At 69.6% G+C, this 17,887-nt stretch carries 21 protein-coding genes; 6 read left to right on the forward strand and 15 right to left on the reverse strand.

What is annotated here, in order from left to right; all coding sequences use genetic code 11:
* Positions 1 to 54: 54 nt before the first annotated feature.
* On the reverse strand, positions 55 to 561 hold the full coding sequence (locus CS0771_RS24100) for a hypothetical protein (protein WP_244870993.1): 507 nt from the start codon (positions 559 to 561) through the stop codon (positions 55 to 57).
* 118 nt (positions 562 to 679) lie between these two features.
* Here CS0771_RS24100 and CS0771_RS24105 point away from each other — a divergent pair, with 118 nt between their 5' ends.
* Positions 680 to 1,111: an Rrf2 family transcriptional regulator gene (locus CS0771_RS24105; protein WP_212843121.1), complete on the forward strand. Its 432-nt coding sequence runs from the start codon at positions 680 to 682 to the stop codon at positions 1,109 to 1,111.
* A 71-nt stretch (positions 1,112 to 1,182) separates the two neighbouring features.
* Positions 1,183 to 1,917: an NIPSNAP family protein gene (locus CS0771_RS24110; protein WP_212843122.1), complete on the forward strand. Its 735-nt coding sequence runs from the start codon at positions 1,183 to 1,185 to the stop codon at positions 1,915 to 1,917.
* A gap of 62 nt (positions 1,918 to 1,979) precedes the next feature.
* On the opposite strand, the gene CS0771_RS24115 is transcribed toward CS0771_RS24110, so the two are convergent.
* Positions 1,980 to 2,600: a hypothetical protein gene (locus CS0771_RS24115; RefSeq protein WP_212843123.1), complete on the reverse strand. Its 621-nt coding sequence runs from the start codon at positions 2,598 to 2,600 to the stop codon at positions 1,980 to 1,982.
* Between the two features lie 109 nt (positions 2,601 to 2,709).
* Between CS0771_RS24115 and CS0771_RS24120 the strand changes: the two genes are divergently transcribed.
* The gene (locus CS0771_RS24120) at positions 2,710 to 3,660 is read left to right on the forward strand and encodes a M15 family metallopeptidase (RefSeq protein WP_244870994.1); all 951 of its coding nucleotides are present in this window, start codon (positions 2,710 to 2,712) and stop codon (positions 3,658 to 3,660) included.
* 66 nt (positions 3,661 to 3,726) lie between these two features.
* On the opposite strand, the gene CS0771_RS24125 is transcribed toward CS0771_RS24120, so the two are convergent.
* The 4 genes from CS0771_RS24125 to CS0771_RS24140 form a co-directional block, all read right to left on the reverse strand.
* Entirely contained in the window at positions 3,727 to 6,144 is a 2,418-nt protein-coding gene (locus CS0771_RS24125; RefSeq protein ID WP_212843124.1) for a CocE/NonD family hydrolase, read from the reverse strand.
* A gap of 218 nt (positions 6,145 to 6,362) precedes the next feature.
* Positions 6,363 to 6,749, reverse strand: coding sequence for a low affinity iron permease family protein (locus CS0771_RS24130; protein ID WP_212843125.1), 387 nt, complete (start codon positions 6,747 to 6,749; stop codon positions 6,363 to 6,365).
* 190 nt (positions 6,750 to 6,939) lie between these two features.
* The gene (locus tag CS0771_RS24135; RefSeq protein WP_203746055.1) at positions 6,940 to 7,311 is read right to left on the reverse strand and encodes a TraR/DksA C4-type zinc finger protein; all 372 of its coding nucleotides are present in this window, start codon (positions 7,309 to 7,311) and stop codon (positions 6,940 to 6,942) included.
* Between the two features lie 228 nt (positions 7,312 to 7,539).
* Complete coding sequence (locus tag CS0771_RS24140) at positions 7,540 to 8,226, reverse strand: DUF899 family protein (protein ID WP_212843126.1); 687 nt, start codon at positions 8,224 to 8,226, stop codon at positions 7,540 to 7,542.
* Between the two features lie 281 nt (positions 8,227 to 8,507).
* Here CS0771_RS24140 and CS0771_RS24145 point away from each other — a divergent pair, with 281 nt between their 5' ends.
* Together CS0771_RS24145 and CS0771_RS24150 are read left to right on the forward strand one after the other, a co-directional pair.
* Complete coding sequence (locus tag CS0771_RS24145; protein ID WP_212843127.1) at positions 8,508 to 8,735, forward strand: DUF6458 family protein; 228 nt, start codon at positions 8,508 to 8,510, stop codon at positions 8,733 to 8,735.
* A 62-nt stretch (positions 8,736 to 8,797) separates the two neighbouring features.
* Complete coding sequence (locus tag CS0771_RS24150; protein ID WP_212843128.1) at positions 8,798 to 9,073, forward strand: hypothetical protein; 276 nt, start codon at positions 8,798 to 8,800, stop codon at positions 9,071 to 9,073.
* On the opposite strand, the gene CS0771_RS24155 is transcribed toward CS0771_RS24150, so the two are convergent.
* The 7 genes from CS0771_RS24155 to CS0771_RS24185 form a co-directional block, all read right to left on the reverse strand.
* The gene (locus CS0771_RS24155) at positions 9,062 to 9,637 is read right to left on the reverse strand and encodes a GDSL-type esterase/lipase family protein (protein WP_212843129.1); all 576 of its coding nucleotides are present in this window, start codon (positions 9,635 to 9,637) and stop codon (positions 9,062 to 9,064) included. The genes CS0771_RS24150 and CS0771_RS24155 overlap by 12 nt on opposite strands.
* A 46-nt stretch (positions 9,638 to 9,683) precedes the next feature.
* On the reverse strand, positions 9,684 to 10,640 hold the full coding sequence (locus tag CS0771_RS24160) for a 3-methyl-2-oxobutanoate hydroxymethyltransferase (RefSeq protein WP_212843130.1): 957 nt from the start codon (positions 10,638 to 10,640) through the stop codon (positions 9,684 to 9,686).
* Entirely contained in the window at positions 10,612 to 11,271 is a 660-nt protein-coding gene (locus CS0771_RS24165; RefSeq protein ID WP_212843131.1) for a DUF5919 domain-containing protein, read from the reverse strand. The genes CS0771_RS24160 and CS0771_RS24165 overlap by 29 nt, the downstream gene beginning before the upstream one ends.
* Positions 11,268 to 12,059 carry a transposase family protein gene (locus CS0771_RS24170; protein ID WP_212843132.1) on the reverse strand — a complete coding sequence of 264 codons (792 nt, stop codon included), beginning with the start codon at positions 12,057 to 12,059 and terminating at the stop codon, positions 11,268 to 11,270. Before CS0771_RS24170 ends, CS0771_RS24165 begins: the two co-directional genes overlap by 4 nt.
* An 80-nt stretch (positions 12,060 to 12,139) precedes the next feature.
* Positions 12,140 to 12,406, reverse strand: coding sequence for a hypothetical protein (locus tag CS0771_RS24175; protein WP_212843133.1), 267 nt, complete (start codon positions 12,404 to 12,406; stop codon positions 12,140 to 12,142).
* Entirely contained in the window at positions 12,399 to 13,013 is a 615-nt protein-coding gene (locus tag CS0771_RS24180) for a DUF6817 domain-containing protein (RefSeq protein WP_212843134.1), read from the reverse strand. Before CS0771_RS24180 ends, CS0771_RS24175 begins: the two co-directional genes overlap by 8 nt.
* Before the next feature lies 1 nt (position 13,014).
* Positions 13,015 to 14,163 (reverse strand): MFS transporter, encoded by a 1,149-nt coding sequence (locus CS0771_RS24185; protein WP_212843135.1) that lies wholly within the window; start codon positions 14,161 to 14,163, stop codon positions 13,015 to 13,017.
* Between the two features lie 427 nt (positions 14,164 to 14,590).
* On the opposite strand from CS0771_RS24185, the gene CS0771_RS24190 reads away from it, so the two are divergent.
* Positions 14,591 to 16,072: an FAD-dependent monooxygenase gene (locus tag CS0771_RS24190; protein ID WP_212843136.1), complete on the forward strand. Its 1,482-nt coding sequence runs from the start codon at positions 14,591 to 14,593 to the stop codon at positions 16,070 to 16,072.
* 190 nt (positions 16,073 to 16,262) lie between these two features.
* Here CS0771_RS24190 and CS0771_RS24195 read toward each other — a convergent pair whose 3' ends face one another.
* Together CS0771_RS24195 and CS0771_RS24200 are read right to left on the reverse strand one after the other, a co-directional pair.
* The gene (locus CS0771_RS24195) at positions 16,263 to 16,925 is read right to left on the reverse strand and encodes a tetratricopeptide repeat protein (protein ID WP_212843137.1); all 663 of its coding nucleotides are present in this window, start codon (positions 16,923 to 16,925) and stop codon (positions 16,263 to 16,265) included.
* Positions 16,926 to 17,017: 92 nt separating this feature from the next.
* Entirely contained in the window at positions 17,018 to 17,782 is a 765-nt protein-coding gene (locus CS0771_RS24200) for an alpha/beta hydrolase (RefSeq protein ID WP_212843138.1), read from the reverse strand.
* Between the last annotated feature and the right edge of the window lie 105 nt (positions 17,783 to 17,887).

The following is a 17,887-nucleotide window of genomic DNA, read 5'->3' on the forward strand; positions in this document are numbered from 1 at the left end:
CCAGCCGGGCCGGCATGCCGGGCAGGCGCAGGCGCCGGGATCGTCCTCGATGATTCAGCGAAGAACCTCGGCGGGCGCGGTGCCGACGCGTGACAGATCCATGATCCAGTTGGTTCGCCAGGTCCGACCCTCGTCATACGAGAACGACTGCTGCCAGCGGGCAGCGTCCGCGCCGTCGGTGGTCCACTCGAAACGTACCTGCACCGGCAGGCCGCCGAGCACGTCGGCGCACTCGAACACGCCCCGCCCGTCGTGCCACGCACCCTCGACGGGCGGGTCGAGGTGTCCGGGCCGGCGGCTGGAAGCCCACCAGATCCGCCAGACCTGCCGCTGGGGATCGAACTGCCGCAGCGTGAATCCCTCGAAGGGCTCCTCGCCGGGCGGTGACTCGGTCCAGATCCGGTCGACATGGCCCAGACCTCCGAAGATCGGTTCCGCCTGCGCGTGGGCGTCGAACTCGACCCACTCGGTGCAGTTCGGGTCGGTGACCTCACGCAGCTTGCGGTTGCGTACGAGCCAGCGCCCGAAGATGAAGTCGAAGTCGGCACGGCCGTCGGTCATGGTGATCATCCCTCGCGTCGGTGGCTTGGCTGTCGCGATCATGCTGGCGACCACCGACAGAAACGGCGGCTTGACGCCGACCTTGTTGTAACAGAAACTGTTGCGACAAGGAGGGGTGATGGCGGCGAACAGCAGGCTGACGATCGCCGCGCACGCGCTGGCGTGGATGGCGCTGGCCCAGCGGCGCGGGCAGGCTCTGCTGACCTCGGACCAGGTCGCCGCCAGCGTGAACACCAACCCCGTGGTCATCCGGCGCAGCCTCGGTGACCTGCGCCGGGCGGGCCTGGTCGACGTGCGCCACGGCGCCGGGGCGGGCTGGAGCCTGGCGCGTCCGCCGCAGGACATCACCATGCTGGACGTCTACGACGCTGTCGAGCAGGATCCGCTGTTCGGCATGCACCGCACCGAACCCAATCTGGAGTGCCCGGTCGGCAGGGGCATCCGGCCCGCGCTGGGTCAGGTGTACGGGGAGATCGAACAGGCCCTGCGGCGCGAGCTGCAGCGCACCACGATCGCCGACGTGCTCCGGGAGACCTTGCAGGTGCGCTAGGCGGGGCCCGACCGGTGCACGGGCGTGCCTTTTGATGTAACAAGAGTTGTTCCAACAGGTGGAGGCTTCTCATGCACGGCGTACGGAACTCGGTCGTGGAACTGCGGCAGTACACGCTGCATCCCGGCCGGCGCGATGTTCTGATCGATCTCTTCGATCGAGAGTTCGTCGAGACGCAGGAAGCCGACGGTATGGCGGTGCTGGGGCAGTTTCGCGACCTGGATGATCCCGATCGGTTCGTCTGGCTGCGCGGGTTCGACGACATGCCGAGCCGCGCTCAGGCGCTGAGCCGCTTCTACGGTGGGCCGGTCTGGAAGGCGCACCGGGACCAGGCCAACGCCACGATGATCGACTCGGACGACGTGCTGCTGCTGCGGCCGGTGACGGCCGCCGCCGGATTCCCGGCCGCCGCCACGCCGCGTTCCCCGGTCGGCCACCCGTCACCGCCGCCGTCGATCGTCCTGGCGACGCTGTACTACCGCGACCATCCGTTCGACGAGGCGTTCGTGGACTTCTTCGACCACCGGATGCGCCCCTTGCTCGCCGAGACGGGAGCTGCGCCGCTGGCCTGCCTGCAGACCGAACACGCCGACAACGACTTCCCTGCCCTGCCCGTGCGCACAGGCGAGAACGCGTTCGTGTGGTTCACGCGCTTCGGCAGCACCGCCGCCCTCGACGACCACCAGGACCGGCTGCGAAGGTCGGACCGCTGGCGGGAACAGGTGCTACCCGACTTGTCGGCGATGCTCTCCGGTGCCCCGCAGCAGTTGCGGCTGACCCCGACCGCGAGGTCACTGCTGCGCTGAGCAGGCGGCGATCGAGCCGAGCCCCTGCGGTCCCGCCGTCGCGCGGGATCGCGGGACCTGGCTCACCTGCGGGCCCTGCCGGGGCCGCTGAGCATGTCATGCACATCGCCGAGGTCGGGGACGTCCGCGACCAGGGCGGCGACATGGGCGACGATCGACGCCCGGCCCGGATGCCGCGCCCACAGCTCGGGCGCCTCGCGCAGCAGCGTGGTCGCCGGCCTGGCCCAGTTCGTGACGCTGAACCAGCCCTCCGCGGCCCGGTATGCCGCCTCGCCGCCCATCAGCGGCGCCAGCCGCGCGACGGCACCCTGCAGGTGATCGTCCGCAGCCTCCGGATCCGGGAGCTTCTGCCCGGCACCGGCCCAGTGCCAGGCGTCCCGGAACCGCCACGCCTGCTCAAGCGAGCGCAGCAGGCCGTCGGCGACCGGCACGGCCAGCGCATCAGGCTCTGCCCCCAGCTCGACCAGGGCCCCGCACAGGATCGAGAACCGGCCGCCTGAGCCCACGCTCAGCCCGCTCAGCAGCCACGCGCACCGTTCGAGCGCGGCGGTGGCATCGCGCGGCGAGGCCTTCTGTGCGGCAGCCCACAGGCCCAGCGCCGCCTGCTCGAAGGCGGCCGGGTCCGCGGCCGCCTCGAGTTGATCGCAGTACTTGTCGACCTTGTGCCGGGCGCCGAAAAACATTCGCGGATGCTACCGCTCGGCGGCACCTGGCGCACCTGGCCGGTTTGTCGCAGTGCCCCGCAGGTCCCGGTCCAGGTCGGCCCGGTCAGCTCGCGCTATTCTTGGCGAAATGTGCGCCCCCGCAGGCTCCTCGCCGAACGCCCGTACCGCGATCCGTACGGCCGCCCGTTCCCGGCGTCGCGGCGGCGGACGGGTGGCGGGCTTGCTGGCCGTCGCCGTGCTTCTGGGGTCCGCCCTGTCCGGCTGCTCGAACGCCATGGCCGACCCGGAAGCGGACATACAGGCACGAACGTTGGCTCCTTCGCCCATAGCGCCCACCGAGTCGCGAAGCCCCGAGCCCGTCCGCATCGGCGACGCCACCGCCGCACCGGCCTGGCTGGGCACGCGAGTGCTGCCGGTGGGGCCGCAGGGGAGGGCGGCAGCCCAGCAGACCCCGCCCGAGCTGCGTCACCGGTCGATCATCACCGTCGACGACCTGCCGCCACCGGCGGACGGCCGCTTCCACGCCACCGTCCAGGCGGTGCCCGCCGACGTGCTCGCCCGATCCAGCTGGACGAAGGACTGCCCGATCGCCGCGGCCGACCTGCGCTACCTCACGGTCGTCTTCCGCGGGTTCGACGGGCGTGCCCACACCGGCGAGCTGCTGGCCAACGCCCGGGTGGCCGACGACCTGGTCACCGTGTTCGAGCGGCTCTTCGCCGCGGACTTCCCGATCGAGCGGATGCGGATCTCCAGCGCGGCTGAATTGAACGCGCCGTCGACCGGCGACGGCAACACCACCGAGGTGTTCGCCTGCCGTTCGGTGCGCGGCCGCAAGGCGTGGTCCCAGCACGCCTACGGCCTCGCCGTGGATCTCAACCCGTTTCAGAACCCGTACCAGAAGGGTGAGGTCGTCCTGCCGGAGCTGGCCACCTCCTACCTCGACCGGGCCGACGCGCGGCCTGGGATGGCGCAGCCCCGCGAGCAGGCCGTCCAGGCCTTCGCGGCGATCGGATGGGGATGGGGCGGCGACTACCGGTCGCTGAAGGACTACATGCACTTCTCCGCCAGCGGCGGCTGAGCCCTGCTGCGGACCCCGCGCCGACCGCTGTCGAACGGCCGGCGCGGGGTCGCGCCGAGGAGGCGCCTACGGGCCGACGGTCAGGGTCCAGGTGTCGATCCGGCCGACGTCGGCGGCCGCCGCGTCCTGTACGCGCAGCCGCCACGTGCCGTTGGCGGTCTCGCCGGACAGGTTCACCGGGTAGGTCTGGTGGATGTCGTCGGCGCTGCCGCCGGAGCGGTTGCTGAGCGAGTAGCTCGTCCCGTCCGGTGCGACCAGGCTGACCACGAGATCACCGCGGTACGGGTGGACGATGTGCACCTCCGCCGTCGACGACGCCGAGGCCGTGCCCGGGCAGCCGCTGATGGTGATGGTGCTCTCCACCGCGGCTCCGGCGTCCGGGATCGCCACGTCAGCCGGGTTGGTCGCCCGGCAGCCACCGGCCCCGTTGACGGTGAGCGTGTAGACCGCGGTGCGGGTGGCGCTGGTGCCCGTGCCGGTGACGGTGATCGGGTAGGTGCCCGGCGTGACCGAAGCGGTGGTGCTGAGGGTCAGCGCGGAGGTGCCGCCCGCCGCCACGGTCGACGGGTTGAACGTCGCGGTCACCCCCGCCGGCAGCCCGGCCGCCGACAGCGCCACGTTCTGCCCGGAGCCGCTGGTCACGGCCGTGGTGACCGTCGCGCTCAGCGTGCCGCCCGGGTTGGTCGCGCCCGCCGTCGGGGACACCGAGATCGCATAGTCGTTGCCGGTGGCCAGGCCGGTCTGCGCGATCGTCAGGGTGCTGGCGGCCGGGTTGAGCCGCAGCACGGCACCGGCCGGCGGCCGCAGCGTGTAGTCGTAGTCGGTGGAGATCACCACGAGGCCGATGCGGTGCCCGGCGGCGAACACGTGGTCCTTGGGCTGCATGGCGAAGTTCAGCGTGTACTCCGTGCCCTGGACGACCTTCTCGCTGGTGGCGCGGCTGTTGCGGTTCTGCGGGTCGATCCAGCCGCGGGTGACGACGACGGGGGTGGTGCTGGTGCCCGTGCCGCCGTAGTCGACGAGCAGCGCGGTGACGTTGGCGTCGTTGCGGTTGGTGACGGCGAGCCGGAGCGAGACCCGGGGCGAGCCGGTCAGCGTGACCGCGTTGGCCAGGTTGCCGGTCCGGTAGACCAGCCGGTTGCCGTTGGCGCTGTCCGGGTTCGCGACCAGCGTCGTCGCCGTGCTGGTGCGTCCGTTGTCGGTGAACTGCTGTGCCGACGTGCCGGCGGGGGTGCCGAGGGTCAGGCCGCCGGGTGCGGTGCCGGAGGCCGCGTCGAGCTTGAACACGGCCTCGGCGGCGGCGGGGTTGGGCCAGTCGGTGTACTGGCGCCAGGTGCCGTCCCGGAACTGGACCTCGGCCCGGGGTGTGGTGAGGATGCCGTTGTCGATCCCTTTCAGGAAGTACTCGAACCAGCGCTCGACCGTCGCCCGGTAGTCCGTGCGGGAGGTCGTGCCGTGGCCGCCGTTGTGCAGCCAGATCTTGCGGGGCACGTCGGCGGCCCGCAGCGCGTCCCACCACTGCGCGTAGTGCCGGCCCTTGACGTTCCAGTCGGCCTGGCCGTGGATGACGAACACGCCCGCGGTGACCTTGTCCGCCTTGCCGACGTAGTCACGGTCGGCCCAGAACTGCTTCCAGTCGCCGGTGATCCGGTCCTGGTCGGCCTCGATCTGGTTGATCCGGCTCGTGCAGTCGGTCCGGTCGAGCACGGCACGGGCCAGCACGTCGGCGTCCTCGCCCTGGTATCCGCCGGGGGCGACGACGAGCCCGTCGGCCCGGTAGTAGTCGTACCAGCTGGAGATCGCCGCGATCGGGACGATCGCCTTGAGGCCGGCGACGCCGGTGGTGGCGGCCATGTTCGGCAGCGTGCCGTTGTACGAGATGCCGATCATGCCGACGTTGCCGGTGCTCCACGACGCCGTCACCGGGGCGCCCGATGCGCTGAAGCCGCGGGCGCGGCCGTTGAGCCAGTCCACGACCGCGGTGGTGGCCCGCGTCTCCTGCATGTCTCCGCTGGTCGGGCAGCCTTCCGAGGCGCCGGTGCCGAGGCTGTGGCCGAGCACGACCGCGTACCCCTTGGGCACGAAGTAGTCGTCGTACCAGTCGGGCAGGTCCGGCACCGGCCTGGCGACGGCGACGCCCGCTCCGGCCGTGGGCGGCGCACCCGGGACGAGCGAGAACAGGTTCTCCTGCGGCAGGGCGCTGACGTTCACGCCGTGGTTGGCGGCGTTGGCCAGGCCGTTGCGGTACGGGCTCTGCTCGAACACGACGGGGAACGGCCCGCCCGTCGACGGCCGGGCGATGTCGATGGCGATCCGGTCGAGCCGCCCGTCGCCGTTGGAGTCCACGCCGGACTCGACGTAGACCCGCTCCTCGATCTGGGCGAGTGCGGCCTGAGACGGTGCGGCGCTCGCCGCGGCGGCCGGCACCGGGAGGGCTGCTGCGAGCAGCGCGACGGTGAGCGTGACGCGGTGGGGTAACCGCATGTGGCTTCCTTCCAGGGGTGTCGGACAGTCGCCGGATGTCGGTACAGCACGATGGTTGTCGATGTTGTCAGATCGACGATCGTGATTCAAGAAGGTCGGCTGGCGCTGCTCGTGGCAACGGCTGCGCGCTCCGCCGAACGGGTACGGCGGAGCGGGTCCGGAGCAAGGTCAGGGGGCGCCCCGCCGATCTGCGGAGCGCCCCGGTGTCGTACGCGGAGCTACGCTCCCTCGCGCGTCTCCAGACCCACCGCGGCCTTCAGCTCCTCGACGTCGGCGTGCAGCCGGGGTCGGTCGTCGGCTTCGGCGATGTGGTCCATCAGGTCGGCCAGGCCGTCGGCGATCGCGTTGAGCTTGTGCTGCACTGCCTTGTCCGCCCGGGTCTGGGTGTTCTGCAGCAGGGCGACCATGAGAAAGGTGACGATCGTCGTCGCCGTGTTGATGATCAGCTGCCAGGTGTCCAGGTCGCCGATGAGGAAGTAGGACGGCGCCCAGATCAGCACCAGCAGCACGCACAGCGAGAAGAACCAGGCCTTGGAGAAGAAGTTCGACGCGTGCGTGGCGAACCGGTCGAACGGTCCGAGGCCGGGGGTGATGTCGGAGGGCATCCGAGGCGGCGGTCCATCACCGGGACGGGCGGGTGTGTCGTGCTGCTGCGCGGGAACATTCGCCATGCCATGCCGATACCGGCTGGGGGACCTGCTCAAACCGTGAGGGTGCGCCGGTGGCGCGGGCAGGGCTACGCCACCGGCCGCCCGCGCTGTCCGAAGAGGGCTGTCCGTGCGGCAGGCGCGGGTGTCACCGGAGCTTTTCGGCGTGCTGCTGGCAGGTGACGCAGTGGGTGGCCCACGGCATGATCTCAAGCCGGGCGAGCGGGATCTGCTGTGCGCACCTGCCACAGGTCCCGAACGAGCCGTCCTGCAGCCGCTGCAGCGCGGAGGCCAGGCGCCCGGCCTGTTCGCTCAGGGCGGCTGTCACGATGTCGTGCTGGGCCGTGTCGCTGATCAGCGAACCGGCGTCGGCCATGTCGCCGGTGTCCTGGTGCGCGGCCTGGCGCAGATCACGGGTCTCGGCCGTCTGCGTCGCGATCTGTTCGAGGGTCTGCTGGTAGCGGTGCCGTAGCAGGTCGGCCACCTGCTCCAGGTCCAGGCCGTCGTCGACTGTCGTCATGGAACGCTCCTCGTTTCGGGCAGCCGCCGGCTCCGGCATGGGCTCCGGCATCCGGGTGAGACGCCGCGGCGGCATGAGAGATGCGACCCTACCGGCAGGAGCGACGTAGTCGACGAAGAAACACCGGACCTTTCGCGGGAGGTTCGCCGCCTGCCCGCGCGGCCCCCGGCGCTCGTCGGCCGGCTCCTGCCCGCGCCGCAGCGCGTCGAGGTGCTTCCGGGCGCGGTGTCAGCGGGCGGGACCGTACAACCGGGCGATGTCGGGCGAGTCGAGCCAGCCGCTGTAGGCGGGCCCCTGCGGCCAGCCCTCCGGGGAGTCCTGCCAGTCCTCCCGCCGCCCGTACGGCAGCACATCGATCAGGGAGAACGTGAACGTCAGCTGTTCCACCCCGCGACCGCTGGTGTGCCAGGTGCGGTACACGGTGTCGCCGTCGCGCAGGAACACGTTGAACGCGAAGCCGCCGCCGGGCGGTGCGTCGACGTCGGCCCCGAACGGGCTGTCGGCGGTCGAGTACCACGTCATCTTGTTGCCGACGCGCTCGGCGTAGGCGAGGGCCGCCTCGATCGGTCCCTGGGTGACGATCACGAACCGCGCGTCGTAGTTGTCGAGGAAGTCCAGCCGCGTGTACGACGACGTGAGGCTGGTGCAGCCGCCGCACTGCCACTGCGCGTCCGGGTCGGGGTCCCACATGTGGTTGTAGACGATCAGCTGCGATCTGCCGTCGAAGACGTCGGCGAACCGGACCGGTCCCTCGGCCCCGACCAGCGTGTAGTCGGGCATTCGCACCATGGGGAGCCTGCGCCGCTGGGCGGCGATCGCGTCGAGCTCCCTGGTGGCCGCCTTCTCGCGGGCGCGCAGCTCGTCCAGCTCCTTACGCCAGGTGGCGGAGTCGACGACGGGTGGCAGAGCAGTCATGACCAACATCTCCTTCGTTCGTCTCATCGACCGTATCCCCATAACCCGGCCACCGTGGTCTGCCACTCGCCGACACGGCGATCCGGTCGAGAAAGTGCCAGAGCGCCGCTGCTGCGAAAGTTGTCACTGCGTTGTGAAATACCCAACCCGGGCTCGCTGTACGTCGACCGTTTACACAGGTCAGGGCCACCGCCGGTGATCCCGGCCGGTTTCTGCTCCCAGGCCGGGGGTATCGGCGCGCCGTGGCCGCGACCTCAGCGGCACTTCTGGAGGTGACCACCATGGGTATCGGCGCAAGCATCTTCCTGATCGTGCTCGGCGCGATCTTCACGTTCGCGCTCGACTTCGAAGTCGCCGGCGTCGACATCGACGTCATCGGCTGGATCTTCATGATCGGCGGTGCGCTCGGCCTGCTGTTCACCGCGTTCATCTGGGGCCCGCGCAACCGTGCGCGGATCGTCAGCGAGCCGGCCGAGTACCGCCGGGTCGAGGAGCGCACCGAGATCTGACACGCCCGCGGCGCCCCGCCACCCGTGTGCGCGGGGCGCCGTCGGCAGGTGAGGAGGTTCGCGTGCGGCGTTTCGAGGTGGTCGCCAACCACGACGTGTGGGACGTGCTCGACGGCGACGACGTGGTCGGCATACACCCGCGCAAGCCGGATGCGCTCTGGCAGGCCATGACCGCGGCCCGCGCCAGCAGTCCCAGCCGCCTGTCCGTCATCGCCGCCGACGGCCAGGTCGAGAACACCACCGAGTTCCACCCCGGCGGCACCGCTGCGGCACAACCCGGACGGCGCTGGAGGTCGTCTCCGCCACAAGCGGATCCTGACAGCTCCTCAGCTGGGTAGCGATAGGTAGCGTCGGCACTGCCTGATGAGGATGTCGTAACCAGCCTGGCTTAGGTGCACCTCGTCATGGATGAACAGGTCCGCGGGCGGCGGTGCACCCAGTTTCAGCATTGGCCCCGCCGTGTCGATGAGACCAACCCTGGGGTGCTCCTCGGCTGTCTGGCGCATCCGTGCGTTGTACTCGGCGATTTGCTGCTCGACAGGCCAGAACCGGCGATGCGGGATGACTGTCATCAAACCGATCTGGATGTGCTCGTCCATCCCGAGCACGGTGTCCACGAACAACCTGAGGTTGCTCTCCACCTGGTCGACGGGTCGCAGGCTCGACAGATCGTTGCCGCCGGCATACATGATCACTGTGCGGGGAGCGGGCGAGCCGATCGCCACCACGGCGTTCGCGGCGACGTCGCGGATCATCGCACCACCGAAACCGCGGTTGCTGACCTGGACTTCAGGAAAGTCGTAGGCGAGCGTCGTCCACAGGCGGATGGTCGAACTGCCGTAGAACACCACGCGTTCGGGAGACGGCGGCATCACTCGGTCGAGGCGGGCGAACGCGTTCATCTCAGGATCCCAACGATCGGCCACCTGATGTCCTTTCGGTCGACGCTCAGCACCACGGGTTCGACTGCATGAGTTCGGCGGCCTCGGAGCCCGACATGTCCGCGCCGCGGAAGATCGGGTAGCTGGTGCCGAGCAGTTCCAACAAGAGCCGACAGTGCTCCACGATCGCCGCGTCAGTGTAACTGGCTGGAAAGGTGCTGACATCCAGGCTCGCGGTGGGCGGGAAGTAGCGGGCCGGGAACGGCGGACGGTAAAGGGCGTCCCAGACATTGACTGACTGGCCGGCGTACGGCGCGTGGCCGCTGAAGATGGCGTAAACCGGAAGGCCGCCGTCATTGTGGGCCGCCAGTGCGGCGAGCGCCGGTGTGGCGACGCCCTCGAGTACGAGCGCGTACGCCCCGGCGTTGCGGCATTGCTGCGCCAACCGGAACAGCTTCCGTGCTTCGTCGATGGTGCGGGCAACGAATTTCGCGCCACCGGCCTGTGGCGAGTAACCGAGATGTGCCAGCACCGGGACTCCGCCGCCGGACAACTCCTCGATCAGCGAAAGATGATCGAGCGTGGTCACCTCGATCTTGATCGCATCGGCTCCGTGGGCGAGCACGCGCTGGGCGTTCTGCAAGCCGAGGTCAACGTGCCGAGCGGATCCATGCGGCATATCGGCGATGAGGTACACCTCCTCGCTGAGCGCCGTGCGATCGAGTTCGCGCCGGATCTCCACGAGCAGTGACAGTTGCACTCGTAGGAAGAACTCCTGCAGCTCCTCACCGTCCAGCACGGTCGACGGGTAGCCGAGATGCGTAGTCAGGAACGAGTCGCCGAGCATCACCGCGTCGAGGCGCAGCCGCTGCTGCTGTTGCTGACGCCGCAACGCGGTGAGTAGCGGTCTGATCTCGTAACCGTGGAACAGGTTTGCCTTGATGTGAATGCGCTCTGGCGAACTGAACCTGGCCTGGGTCTGGCGGGCGATCAGCTCAGCCGTCCTCCTCACGGCCCACCTCACCGCCGAGATCGTAGTGCCGCGCCGCGGCCCACAGGTCGCGAATGTGTAGCTCGATCGTGTCGGCAAGGACGCTGTTGCCCTTGCGGACCTCGAATTGCGGTCCCTGGATCGCCGGGGTCTGGCGCCAGTAGAGACTCATGAAGATGGTGTCGTCATAGGCGTGTATGGCCGCGACCGGCAGCCCGTCGTAGAGCCGCACCTCCAGGTTGGCCGCGACACCGGCGAGCCTCGCGAATCGGCGTAGCTCAGCGAGGTTGGCTTCGACGTTCTGCCGCGTCGCGTCCAGTTCGGTGTAACCCAACTCTCTGGCGCGCAGCGGTGCCACTGGCGAGTTAGGGTCGAGCAGCAAAACTTGGATCTTGCAGCCCCGCTCGGCTGCAGCCCGCATCGCGCGCAGCATGGGGATCACGTCGGGAATCCAAGTCTGCACGATGCGGATCGAGCGGGCGTTGGCGAATCCGCGTACGACGTCACTCGTCGGAAATATCTCATGGATGTCCCGTACGCCCGCCAGGGTCAGCCGCTCGTATGGGACGAAGTAGCGATTGAGCGACGCCGCCAATTCCTCTGACATGTGGCTGAGAAATGACCGGCGCAGGAAGAATTCGTAGAGGACGGCCAGTGAGGTCATTTCATCCTGATTGGCGTCGATGTCGCGTGGTGTAGGGCCAGGATGGCCCGCGCGATGACGCCGATCTTGCTGACGGTGCAGCGGACACGGGTGAGGATCTGCCAGCACTTGAGCGTGGCGAAGCCGCGCTCGCCGGGTGCCCGGACGGCGGCGTGGCGGCGGTTGTACGCCGTCGCGGCCGGGATCAGGGGCTTGTCCTTGCCGGCCCTGACCGGGGTGATCAGGGTGGGTGCCTCGCCCTGGTAGCCGCGGTCGGCCCAGAACTGCAGGCCGTGCCGGACGGCGGCGTCGACCACGCCGTGTCGGCGCGCGGCGGTCAGGTCATGGGTCGAGCCGGGCAGCCCGTCGGAGATCCACAGCAGGTTCCCGGTTTCACCCGCGAGGGCCTGCAGGTTGACGCCGTAGGTGCGCTTGCGGTGCACCCACCACAGTTTGTGCGCGCTGGTCCAGCGCACCCGGAACGTCGTGATGATCGTGCCGTCCAGGATCGTCACCTTCCCGCGCCGTCCGGCCAAGGCCTCTTCCAGGGACGGTGCCCGAGCTGCCAGCAGTGCCACCGCCTCACCGACGTACCGGTAGCAGGTGGCCGGCGAGACCTCGAACGAGACCGCAAGCTGGGCGAGGCTGTCCCCGCAGCGCAGGTGGACCAGGACCAGCAGCGCCTGCCGAGCGGGTGACAGCTTGCGCCACCGGCAGCCGCTCTGCCTGCGGTGCTCGGCCAGCAGGCCGGTGAGGAACTCCAGGTGGGGCGTCGACAGTCCCGGGACCGGGGCGCGGTAGGTTAGCAACTGAAGCTCCTGCTGGTACTGGTTGGTGTGGTAACCCCAGTCCTATCGGGAGCTTCACTTCATGGCCCACATCCCCACGCTCAGTTGATCAACCTGAGACATCCACATCCATCAGGATGAAATGACCTCAGTGTCCCGGCGGGGATCAGCGCAACGCCGAGGTTCTGTGTGAATGCATACCATCGCGAGTCGCCGTCAAAGCCGGTGGCGACGGGCAGGATGAGCAGTCCGATTCCGATCAGAACTGCGACGACGGAGATCGTCGTGGCCCGCGTCAGCTGCTCGAGCTTGGCCAGCTGGATGGCCGCTGGCTCCGCTGGGCGAGGATATTTGATCCGCTCAGCCATACCGTCCTCGGCTGTGGTCGTCGGCTTGGAACGCCGCCCAAGCCTTGGAGGTCAGGGTCCGCTGTGCCGTATGCCAGATCAGGGTGCCCGCACGTGTGAGGTGTATGCGTGGCTCGTCGTCGTCGGGCAGCTCTCCGCGTCTGGGTAGCTGCTCGAGGCGGTCGGCAAGCAACAGGTGGATCAGATACGCGAAGGTCTCTCGATCCAACGGAACCGAGGTGCCCGCGTGCCGGTCGAGGAGCATGGGCGCGTCGGGGTCGGGCAACTGCCTGAACAGCGCGGATCGGTCGGCCACGCAGTACAGGTAGACGAGCCGTTCGGCGGGTTCGCCGATGAGGGACACGAGCGCGGCGCGGTTGTCGAGGGTGGCGACTTCGGCACGGTAGGACTGCGTGCCATACGCACTGTGAAATAACCCAGCGGCAACGACATGGCTCGGCATCCCCCAGGCGGACAACAGGTCACGGACGCCGATCAGGTGGTGTCGCAGAGTGCCATTGCTGTGCTGCTGATCGGTGCCGTCCAGCCCTTCGAACGCAGCGAGCAGGTCCCCGTCGGTAACCATGCGTGTAGACTGGCATCGCTGTTCGTAGATGTCAATCGACATCTCAATGCATGGTGACCAATGGCCTTCGTGTGTCGCCGACGGCTAAGCCGAGTAAGACACCGGCCCCGAGTGCCAACACGAGGCCTGCCATGGGTGCTTCCCACGAGTGTGTCAATTCATGGACAATGCCGAATGCAAATGGTCCCAGCGCGCCCAGCGGGTAACCGATCGATTGCGCCATGCCAGAAAGCCCCGTCGCCACCTCATGGTCGCTCGCACGGATGCCGAAAAGCACGAAGCTCAGCGCGAATGCTCCGCCGACGGCGCCGAGTAACGCTACTCCGGCGGCCGCGGCCACCGGCCCGTTGCCGAGCAGCACTCCGAGCCCGCACAGCGCCTGCGTGGCCAGCAGCCCGCCACCGACCGCGCGCAGTGAAACCGCCCGTGCGGTGAGCAACGGCAAGGCGATCGACATCGCCGCGCCCGCCGCCAGCGCCATAGCCAGCGCCCAGCCCGCGGCCTGCGGCGAGAGGCCGCGGTCGATCAGGATGGCCGGCATCCACGCTGTGCAGACGTAGAAGGTGAGGATGGTGTACGCGAAATACCCGGTAATCAGCCACGCCTGCCCTGACCGCAGCAGGTTGTCTCGCCGAGCCCTCCGACGTGGCAGCAGCGTCGCGGGCTCAGACGACCCAGCCGGCAGTGACCGCCATTGCGTCAGCCAGACGAGTGCGGCGAAGAGGGCTGGTAGACCCCATACGCCGAGTGAACCCGCCCAGCCCAACCCCGAGTCGGCGAGCGGGATCGCGACTGCCGCCGCGAAGGCTCCAGCCATCGACATCGACCCGACGTACAGGCTCGTCATCTGACCAACTGATGCTGGGAAGCGCTCCTTGACCAGTCCTGGTAGAAGCACATTACCCACCACCATTCCAGCACCGAAGACGGCTGTTCCCAACATGAGCGCCGACACGGTGCCGGTCCAGCGTAGGAGGCTGCCAGCGCAGACCGCGACCAATGACAGCGTCAGCATCCGGGCAGTGCCCCAGCGCCGGGCCATGCGCGCCGACACCGGACCCACGGCACCGAACATCAGCAAGGGGATCGTGGTCACCAAGGACAATTCGATGCTGCCGAGTCCTGTCATCAGTGGAACCAGCGTGCCCACCGCGGTCAGGCCGGGCCGCAGTTGGATTGCTGCCAGCACCACCGCGACTGCTAGCAACGGTCCTGTGCCGGGGACGGCCATTCGAGTGGGGCCGGCACTCCGTTTCGAGATCCTTACTTCCTTGGTTCGCACGTCATCACGGTAACGAGACGCGGTCCTTCGTTCCGCGAGACACGGTGTAGCAGTGATGATTCGACGATCACGGGCCGAGCACGGCAGTCGCGAGCTTGTCGCGCGACATTCCGAGACCACTCGCCCAGATTCGGGGCGGCCCGCACGGCCAGAACCGGACTGGACGGGACGGTGCCCGGGCCGGTAGCTTGCAGTCGACCGTGACTTCGTCCGAGGAGGTGAGACCCATGAACGCTGTACCGATGTGGGTGCTCCCCCTTGCCGTCACGGCCGGGCGACTGACGTAGGCGTCGCCGGGAGCGCCGCGCTGACCAGGCACTCCCGAAAGGCAACACCTATGCGCACTCAGTTCACCACCGAACCGTCGTCCGCCGGCCCGGCCGGGTACGACGTGATCATCGCCGGGTGCGGGCCGACCGGCGCGATGCTGGCCGCCGAGCTGCGGCTGCACGACGTGCGGGTCCTCGTCCTGGAGAAGGAGACCGAGCCCGCGTCGTTCGTCCGCATCGTCGGGCTGCATATCCGCAGCATCGAGCTGTTGGCCATGCGCGGGCTGCTGGAGCGCGTCCGCGAGCGCGCCAGGCAGCGTCCGGCCGCGGGCTTCTTCGCCGCCATCAGCAAGCCCGCGCCCGTGGGGCTGGATTCCGCGCACGCCTACCTGCTGGGCATCCCGCAGCCGGTCATCGTGCACCTGCTCGAAGAGCACGCGATCGCGCTGGGTGCGCAGGTCCGGCACGGCTGCGCGGTGGCCGGCCTCGCGCAGGACGGCGACGGCGTGACCGTCACGCTGGCCGACGGGGAGCGGCTGCGTACGCGCTATCTCGTCGGGTGCGACGGCGCGCGCAGCACGGTGCGCAAGCTGCTCGGCGTCGGCTTCCCCGGTGTGCCGTCGCGGACCGAGACGCTGATGGGCGAGATGGAGGTGGGGGTGCCGCCGGAGGAGATCGCCGCCAAGGTCGCCGAGATCGCCGAGACCGACCGGCGGCTCAGCCTCACGTCCTTCGGCGGAGGGGCCTATCGCGTCGTGGTCCCCGCCGCGGGGCTCAGTGGCCGGGCGGGGCCGCCCACCATCGAAGACTTTCGGCAGGAGCTGCGCACCATCGCCGGGACCGACTTCGGCGTGCACTCCCCGCGCTGGGTGTCCCGCTTCGGTGACGCCACCCGGCTGGCCGAGCGTTACCGGGTCGGGCGGGTGCTGCTGGCCGGCGACGCGGCGCACATCCACCCGCCCATCGGCGGGCAGGGACTCAACCTGGGTGTGCAGGACGCGTTCAACCTCGGCTGGAAGCTGGCCGCGCAGATCCGCGGCTGGGCTCCGCAGACACTGCTGGACACGTACCAGGCCGAGCGTCATCCGGTCGCCGCGGACGTGCTGGACAACACCCGCGCCCAGCTGGAGCTGCTGTCCGCCGGACCGGGTCCGCAGGCCGTGCGCAGGCTGCTCGCGGAGCTGATGGACTTCGACGAGGTGAACCGCCATCTGATGGAGAAGATCACCGCGATCGGCGTCCACTACGACTTCGGCGCGGGCCCCGACCTGCTCGGCCGCCGCCTGCGCGACATCGAGGTGAAGCAGGGCCGCCTCTACAGCCTGCTGCATCGCGGCCGCGGCCTGCTGCTGGACCGCACCGAACGCCTGAGCGTCGGCGGCTGGTCGGACCGGGTCGACTACCTCGGGGATCCCACGGCGGCGCTGGATGCTCCGTGTGTCCTGCTGCGCCCGGACGGCCACGTCGCGTGGATCGGTGACGATCAGCGGGACCTGGACGGCTGCCTCTCCCGCTGGTTCGGCGATCCGGCCGAAGGACTCGGCTGCTGAGAGTTCCCCGTGCGTGCAGGCGGCGAGCCGGGCTCACCGGTCTCCTGGCAGAGCCCGATCTCGTCGCTGCGCGATTCCGGCCGGCCGGCGATCGGCGGACAGCTCTCGCCGCGCCGTCGGCCCTGGTCGTGCCCGCATGTCGGTGAAGAACGCCGCACTGACGACGCCTTCTCCTACATGCGGGCAAACGTTAGATCCGCGTTCTCGCGTGGTCGATGTGCCGGACGATGGCATGCGCACCGTGCTCGTGCGCGATGGCGTGCGCCTCGTCGAGGGTGGCGAGCGCGTCGGCGCGGCGGTCCTGGGCGGCGGCGATGTAGGCCAGCCCGATCATGTTGGAGGCCACGCCCGGCAGGACTCCGGCCTCCCGGCGCAGCCGGCACGACTCCTCCAGCCGCTCACGCGCCTCGTCCAGGCGGCCGGCCGCGTGCGCCGCGATGCCCAGGTGCCGCAGCGCCTCGGCCTGGGTCGGCTTGTCGCCGGCCTGCGCTGCCAGCCGGCGGGATCGTTCGAGGTACGGGACCGCGGTTTCGTCGTCACGGCGGATGAACTGGTGGACGCAGCCGATCCAGAACAGCGCCTCGCCCTCGCCGCGGATGTCGCCCAGCGCCCGGTACGACTCGAGCGCGCGCTCGAACAGGGCCAGCTCGGCGGGATCCTCGGCGGGCGGCGAACCGGGGGCGGCGGACGCGCTCTGGAACCGCGCGTGCAGCAGCAGCCCGCGCACCAGCGCCGCATCGGCCTCCAGCGCATCCAGGCCCCGTTCGGCGTCGGCCAGGGCGCTGGTGTCGCCGCCGTACACCGTCCGCGCGTAGGCCGCTCTGGCCCGTTCGATCCGGTCGTCAGTGCTCATCGCCGCCCCCGTTGACGTCTGCAATGCCTGGTCTGATCAGTCTAATCCGGATAGACGCCGGTCATCGGACCGGCTGCGCCGTGTGCCCTGCGCTACGCCGGATCCGGGGCGTCGGCGGTGGCGACCGGATCGGTCAGGAACGCCATCATGGTGTCCTCGATCCGCCCGCTGACCAGGGTCACGCCGTGACTCATGCTGGAGCTGACGATCAGCTTCTTGTGCTTGGCGACCGACAGGCCGTACAGCTCCCTGGCGTGGTCGGCGAAGGTGCCGTCCAGATCGCCCGCGATGAGGATCGTCGGCACGTCCAGCTTCTTGACCGCCGTCAGCGCGTCGGCGTCGTACACGGTGGGCGCGGACAGGGCGATCACCCCGTCGACCGGCGGGGTGGTGGCCGCCGCGGCCGCCAGGGCGATGGTGCCGCCACGCGACGCCCCGATGACGAAGACGCGCTTGGCTCCCTCCTGCCGCAGATGCGCGATACCGGCCTGCGCGACCTCGACCGCGTCGCGGGAGGTGATGTCCGGCGCGAGCGCCCGGTAGCCGCGCTGCGCCAGGATCAGCGCGAACGGGTACCACTGGCAGGCGGTGCCGTCGAGCTGGTGCAGCAGGACGACCGCGGTGTCGCCCGTGCCGACCTGGATCGCGGCCGTCATGTCCTGCTCGGCGTCGGTGATCGCGACCAGCGGGCCGGGGTCGTCCAGGCAGTCGACGTTGGCGGTGTCGATCACACGCTGGCGGGCGGCCGCGGTCGGGTCGAGCTGCGCCGGTGATGCCGCGTCCGCGCCGCATCCGGCGACGGTGGCGAGCAGGGCGGCGGTGACGAAGCCGCCGACGGCCGTCGTGATGGTCCTCATGCCGGTGGAGACCGGCTGGATGATCTGTTCGGTGGGGGCCGGTCGCGAGAAATGCGTGCGGGTTCGCGGTCGCCGCCACGATGTGGTCCCGCGCGGGTGTCCCAT

The organism is Catellatospora sp. IY07-71, from assembly GCF_018326265.1.
In the GTDB taxonomy this organism is placed as follows: Bacteria; Actinomycetota; Actinomycetes; order Mycobacteriales; family Micromonosporaceae; genus Catellatospora.

Coding starts and splice junctions, on each gene's coding strand:
- CS0771_RS24100 (WP_244870993.1), bottom strand. CDS start 561: ATGACCGACGGCCGTGCCGACTTCGACTTCATCTTCGGGCGCTGGCTC.
- CS0771_RS24105 (WP_212843121.1), top strand. CDS start 680: ATGGCGGCGAACAGCAGGCTGACGATCGCCGCGCACGCGCTGGCGTGG.
- CS0771_RS24110 (WP_212843122.1), top strand. CDS start 1,183: ATGCACGGCGTACGGAACTCGGTCGTGGAACTGCGGCAGTACACGCTG.
- CS0771_RS24115 (WP_212843123.1), bottom strand. CDS start 2,600: ATGTTTTTCGGCGCCCGGCACAAGGTCGACAAGTACTGCGATCAACTC.
- CS0771_RS24120 (WP_244870994.1), top strand. CDS start 2,710: ATGTGCGCCCCCGCAGGCTCCTCGCCGAACGCCCGTACCGCGATCCGT.
- CS0771_RS24125 (WP_212843124.1), bottom strand. CDS start 6,144: ATGCGGTTACCCCACCGCGTCACGCTCACCGTCGCGCTGCTCGCAGCA.
- CS0771_RS24130 (WP_212843125.1), bottom strand. CDS start 6,749: ATGCCCTCCGACATCACCCCCGGCCTCGGACCGTTCGACCGGTTCGCC.
- CS0771_RS24135 (WP_203746055.1), bottom strand. CDS start 7,311: ATGACGACAGTCGACGACGGCCTGGACCTGGAGCAGGTGGCCGACCTG.
- CS0771_RS24140 (WP_212843126.1), bottom strand. CDS start 8,226: ATGACTGCTCTGCCACCCGTCGTCGACTCCGCCACCTGGCGTAAGGAG.
- CS0771_RS24145 (WP_212843127.1), top strand. CDS start 8,508: ATGGGTATCGGCGCAAGCATCTTCCTGATCGTGCTCGGCGCGATCTTC.
- CS0771_RS24155 (WP_212843129.1), bottom strand. CDS start 9,637: ATGAACGCGTTCGCCCGCCTCGACCGAGTGATGCCGCCGTCTCCCGAA.
- CS0771_RS24165 (WP_212843131.1), bottom strand. CDS start 11,271: ATGACCTCACTGGCCGTCCTCTACGAATTCTTCCTGCGCCGGTCATTT.
- CS0771_RS24175 (WP_212843133.1), bottom strand. CDS start 12,406: ATGGCTGAGCGGATCAAATATCCTCGCCCAGCGGAGCCAGCGGCCATC.
- CS0771_RS24180 (WP_212843134.1), bottom strand. CDS start 13,013: ATGTCGATTGACATCTACGAACAGCGATGCCAGTCTACACGCATGGTT.
- CS0771_RS24190 (WP_212843136.1), top strand. CDS start 14,591: ATGCGCACTCAGTTCACCACCGAACCGTCGTCCGCCGGCCCGGCCGGG.
- CS0771_RS24195 (WP_212843137.1), bottom strand. CDS start 16,925: ATGAGCACTGACGACCGGATCGAACGGGCCAGAGCGGCCTACGCGCGG.
- CS0771_RS24200 (WP_212843138.1), bottom strand. CDS start 17,782: ATGAGGACCATCACGACGGCCGTCGGCGGCTTCGTCACCGCCGCCCTG.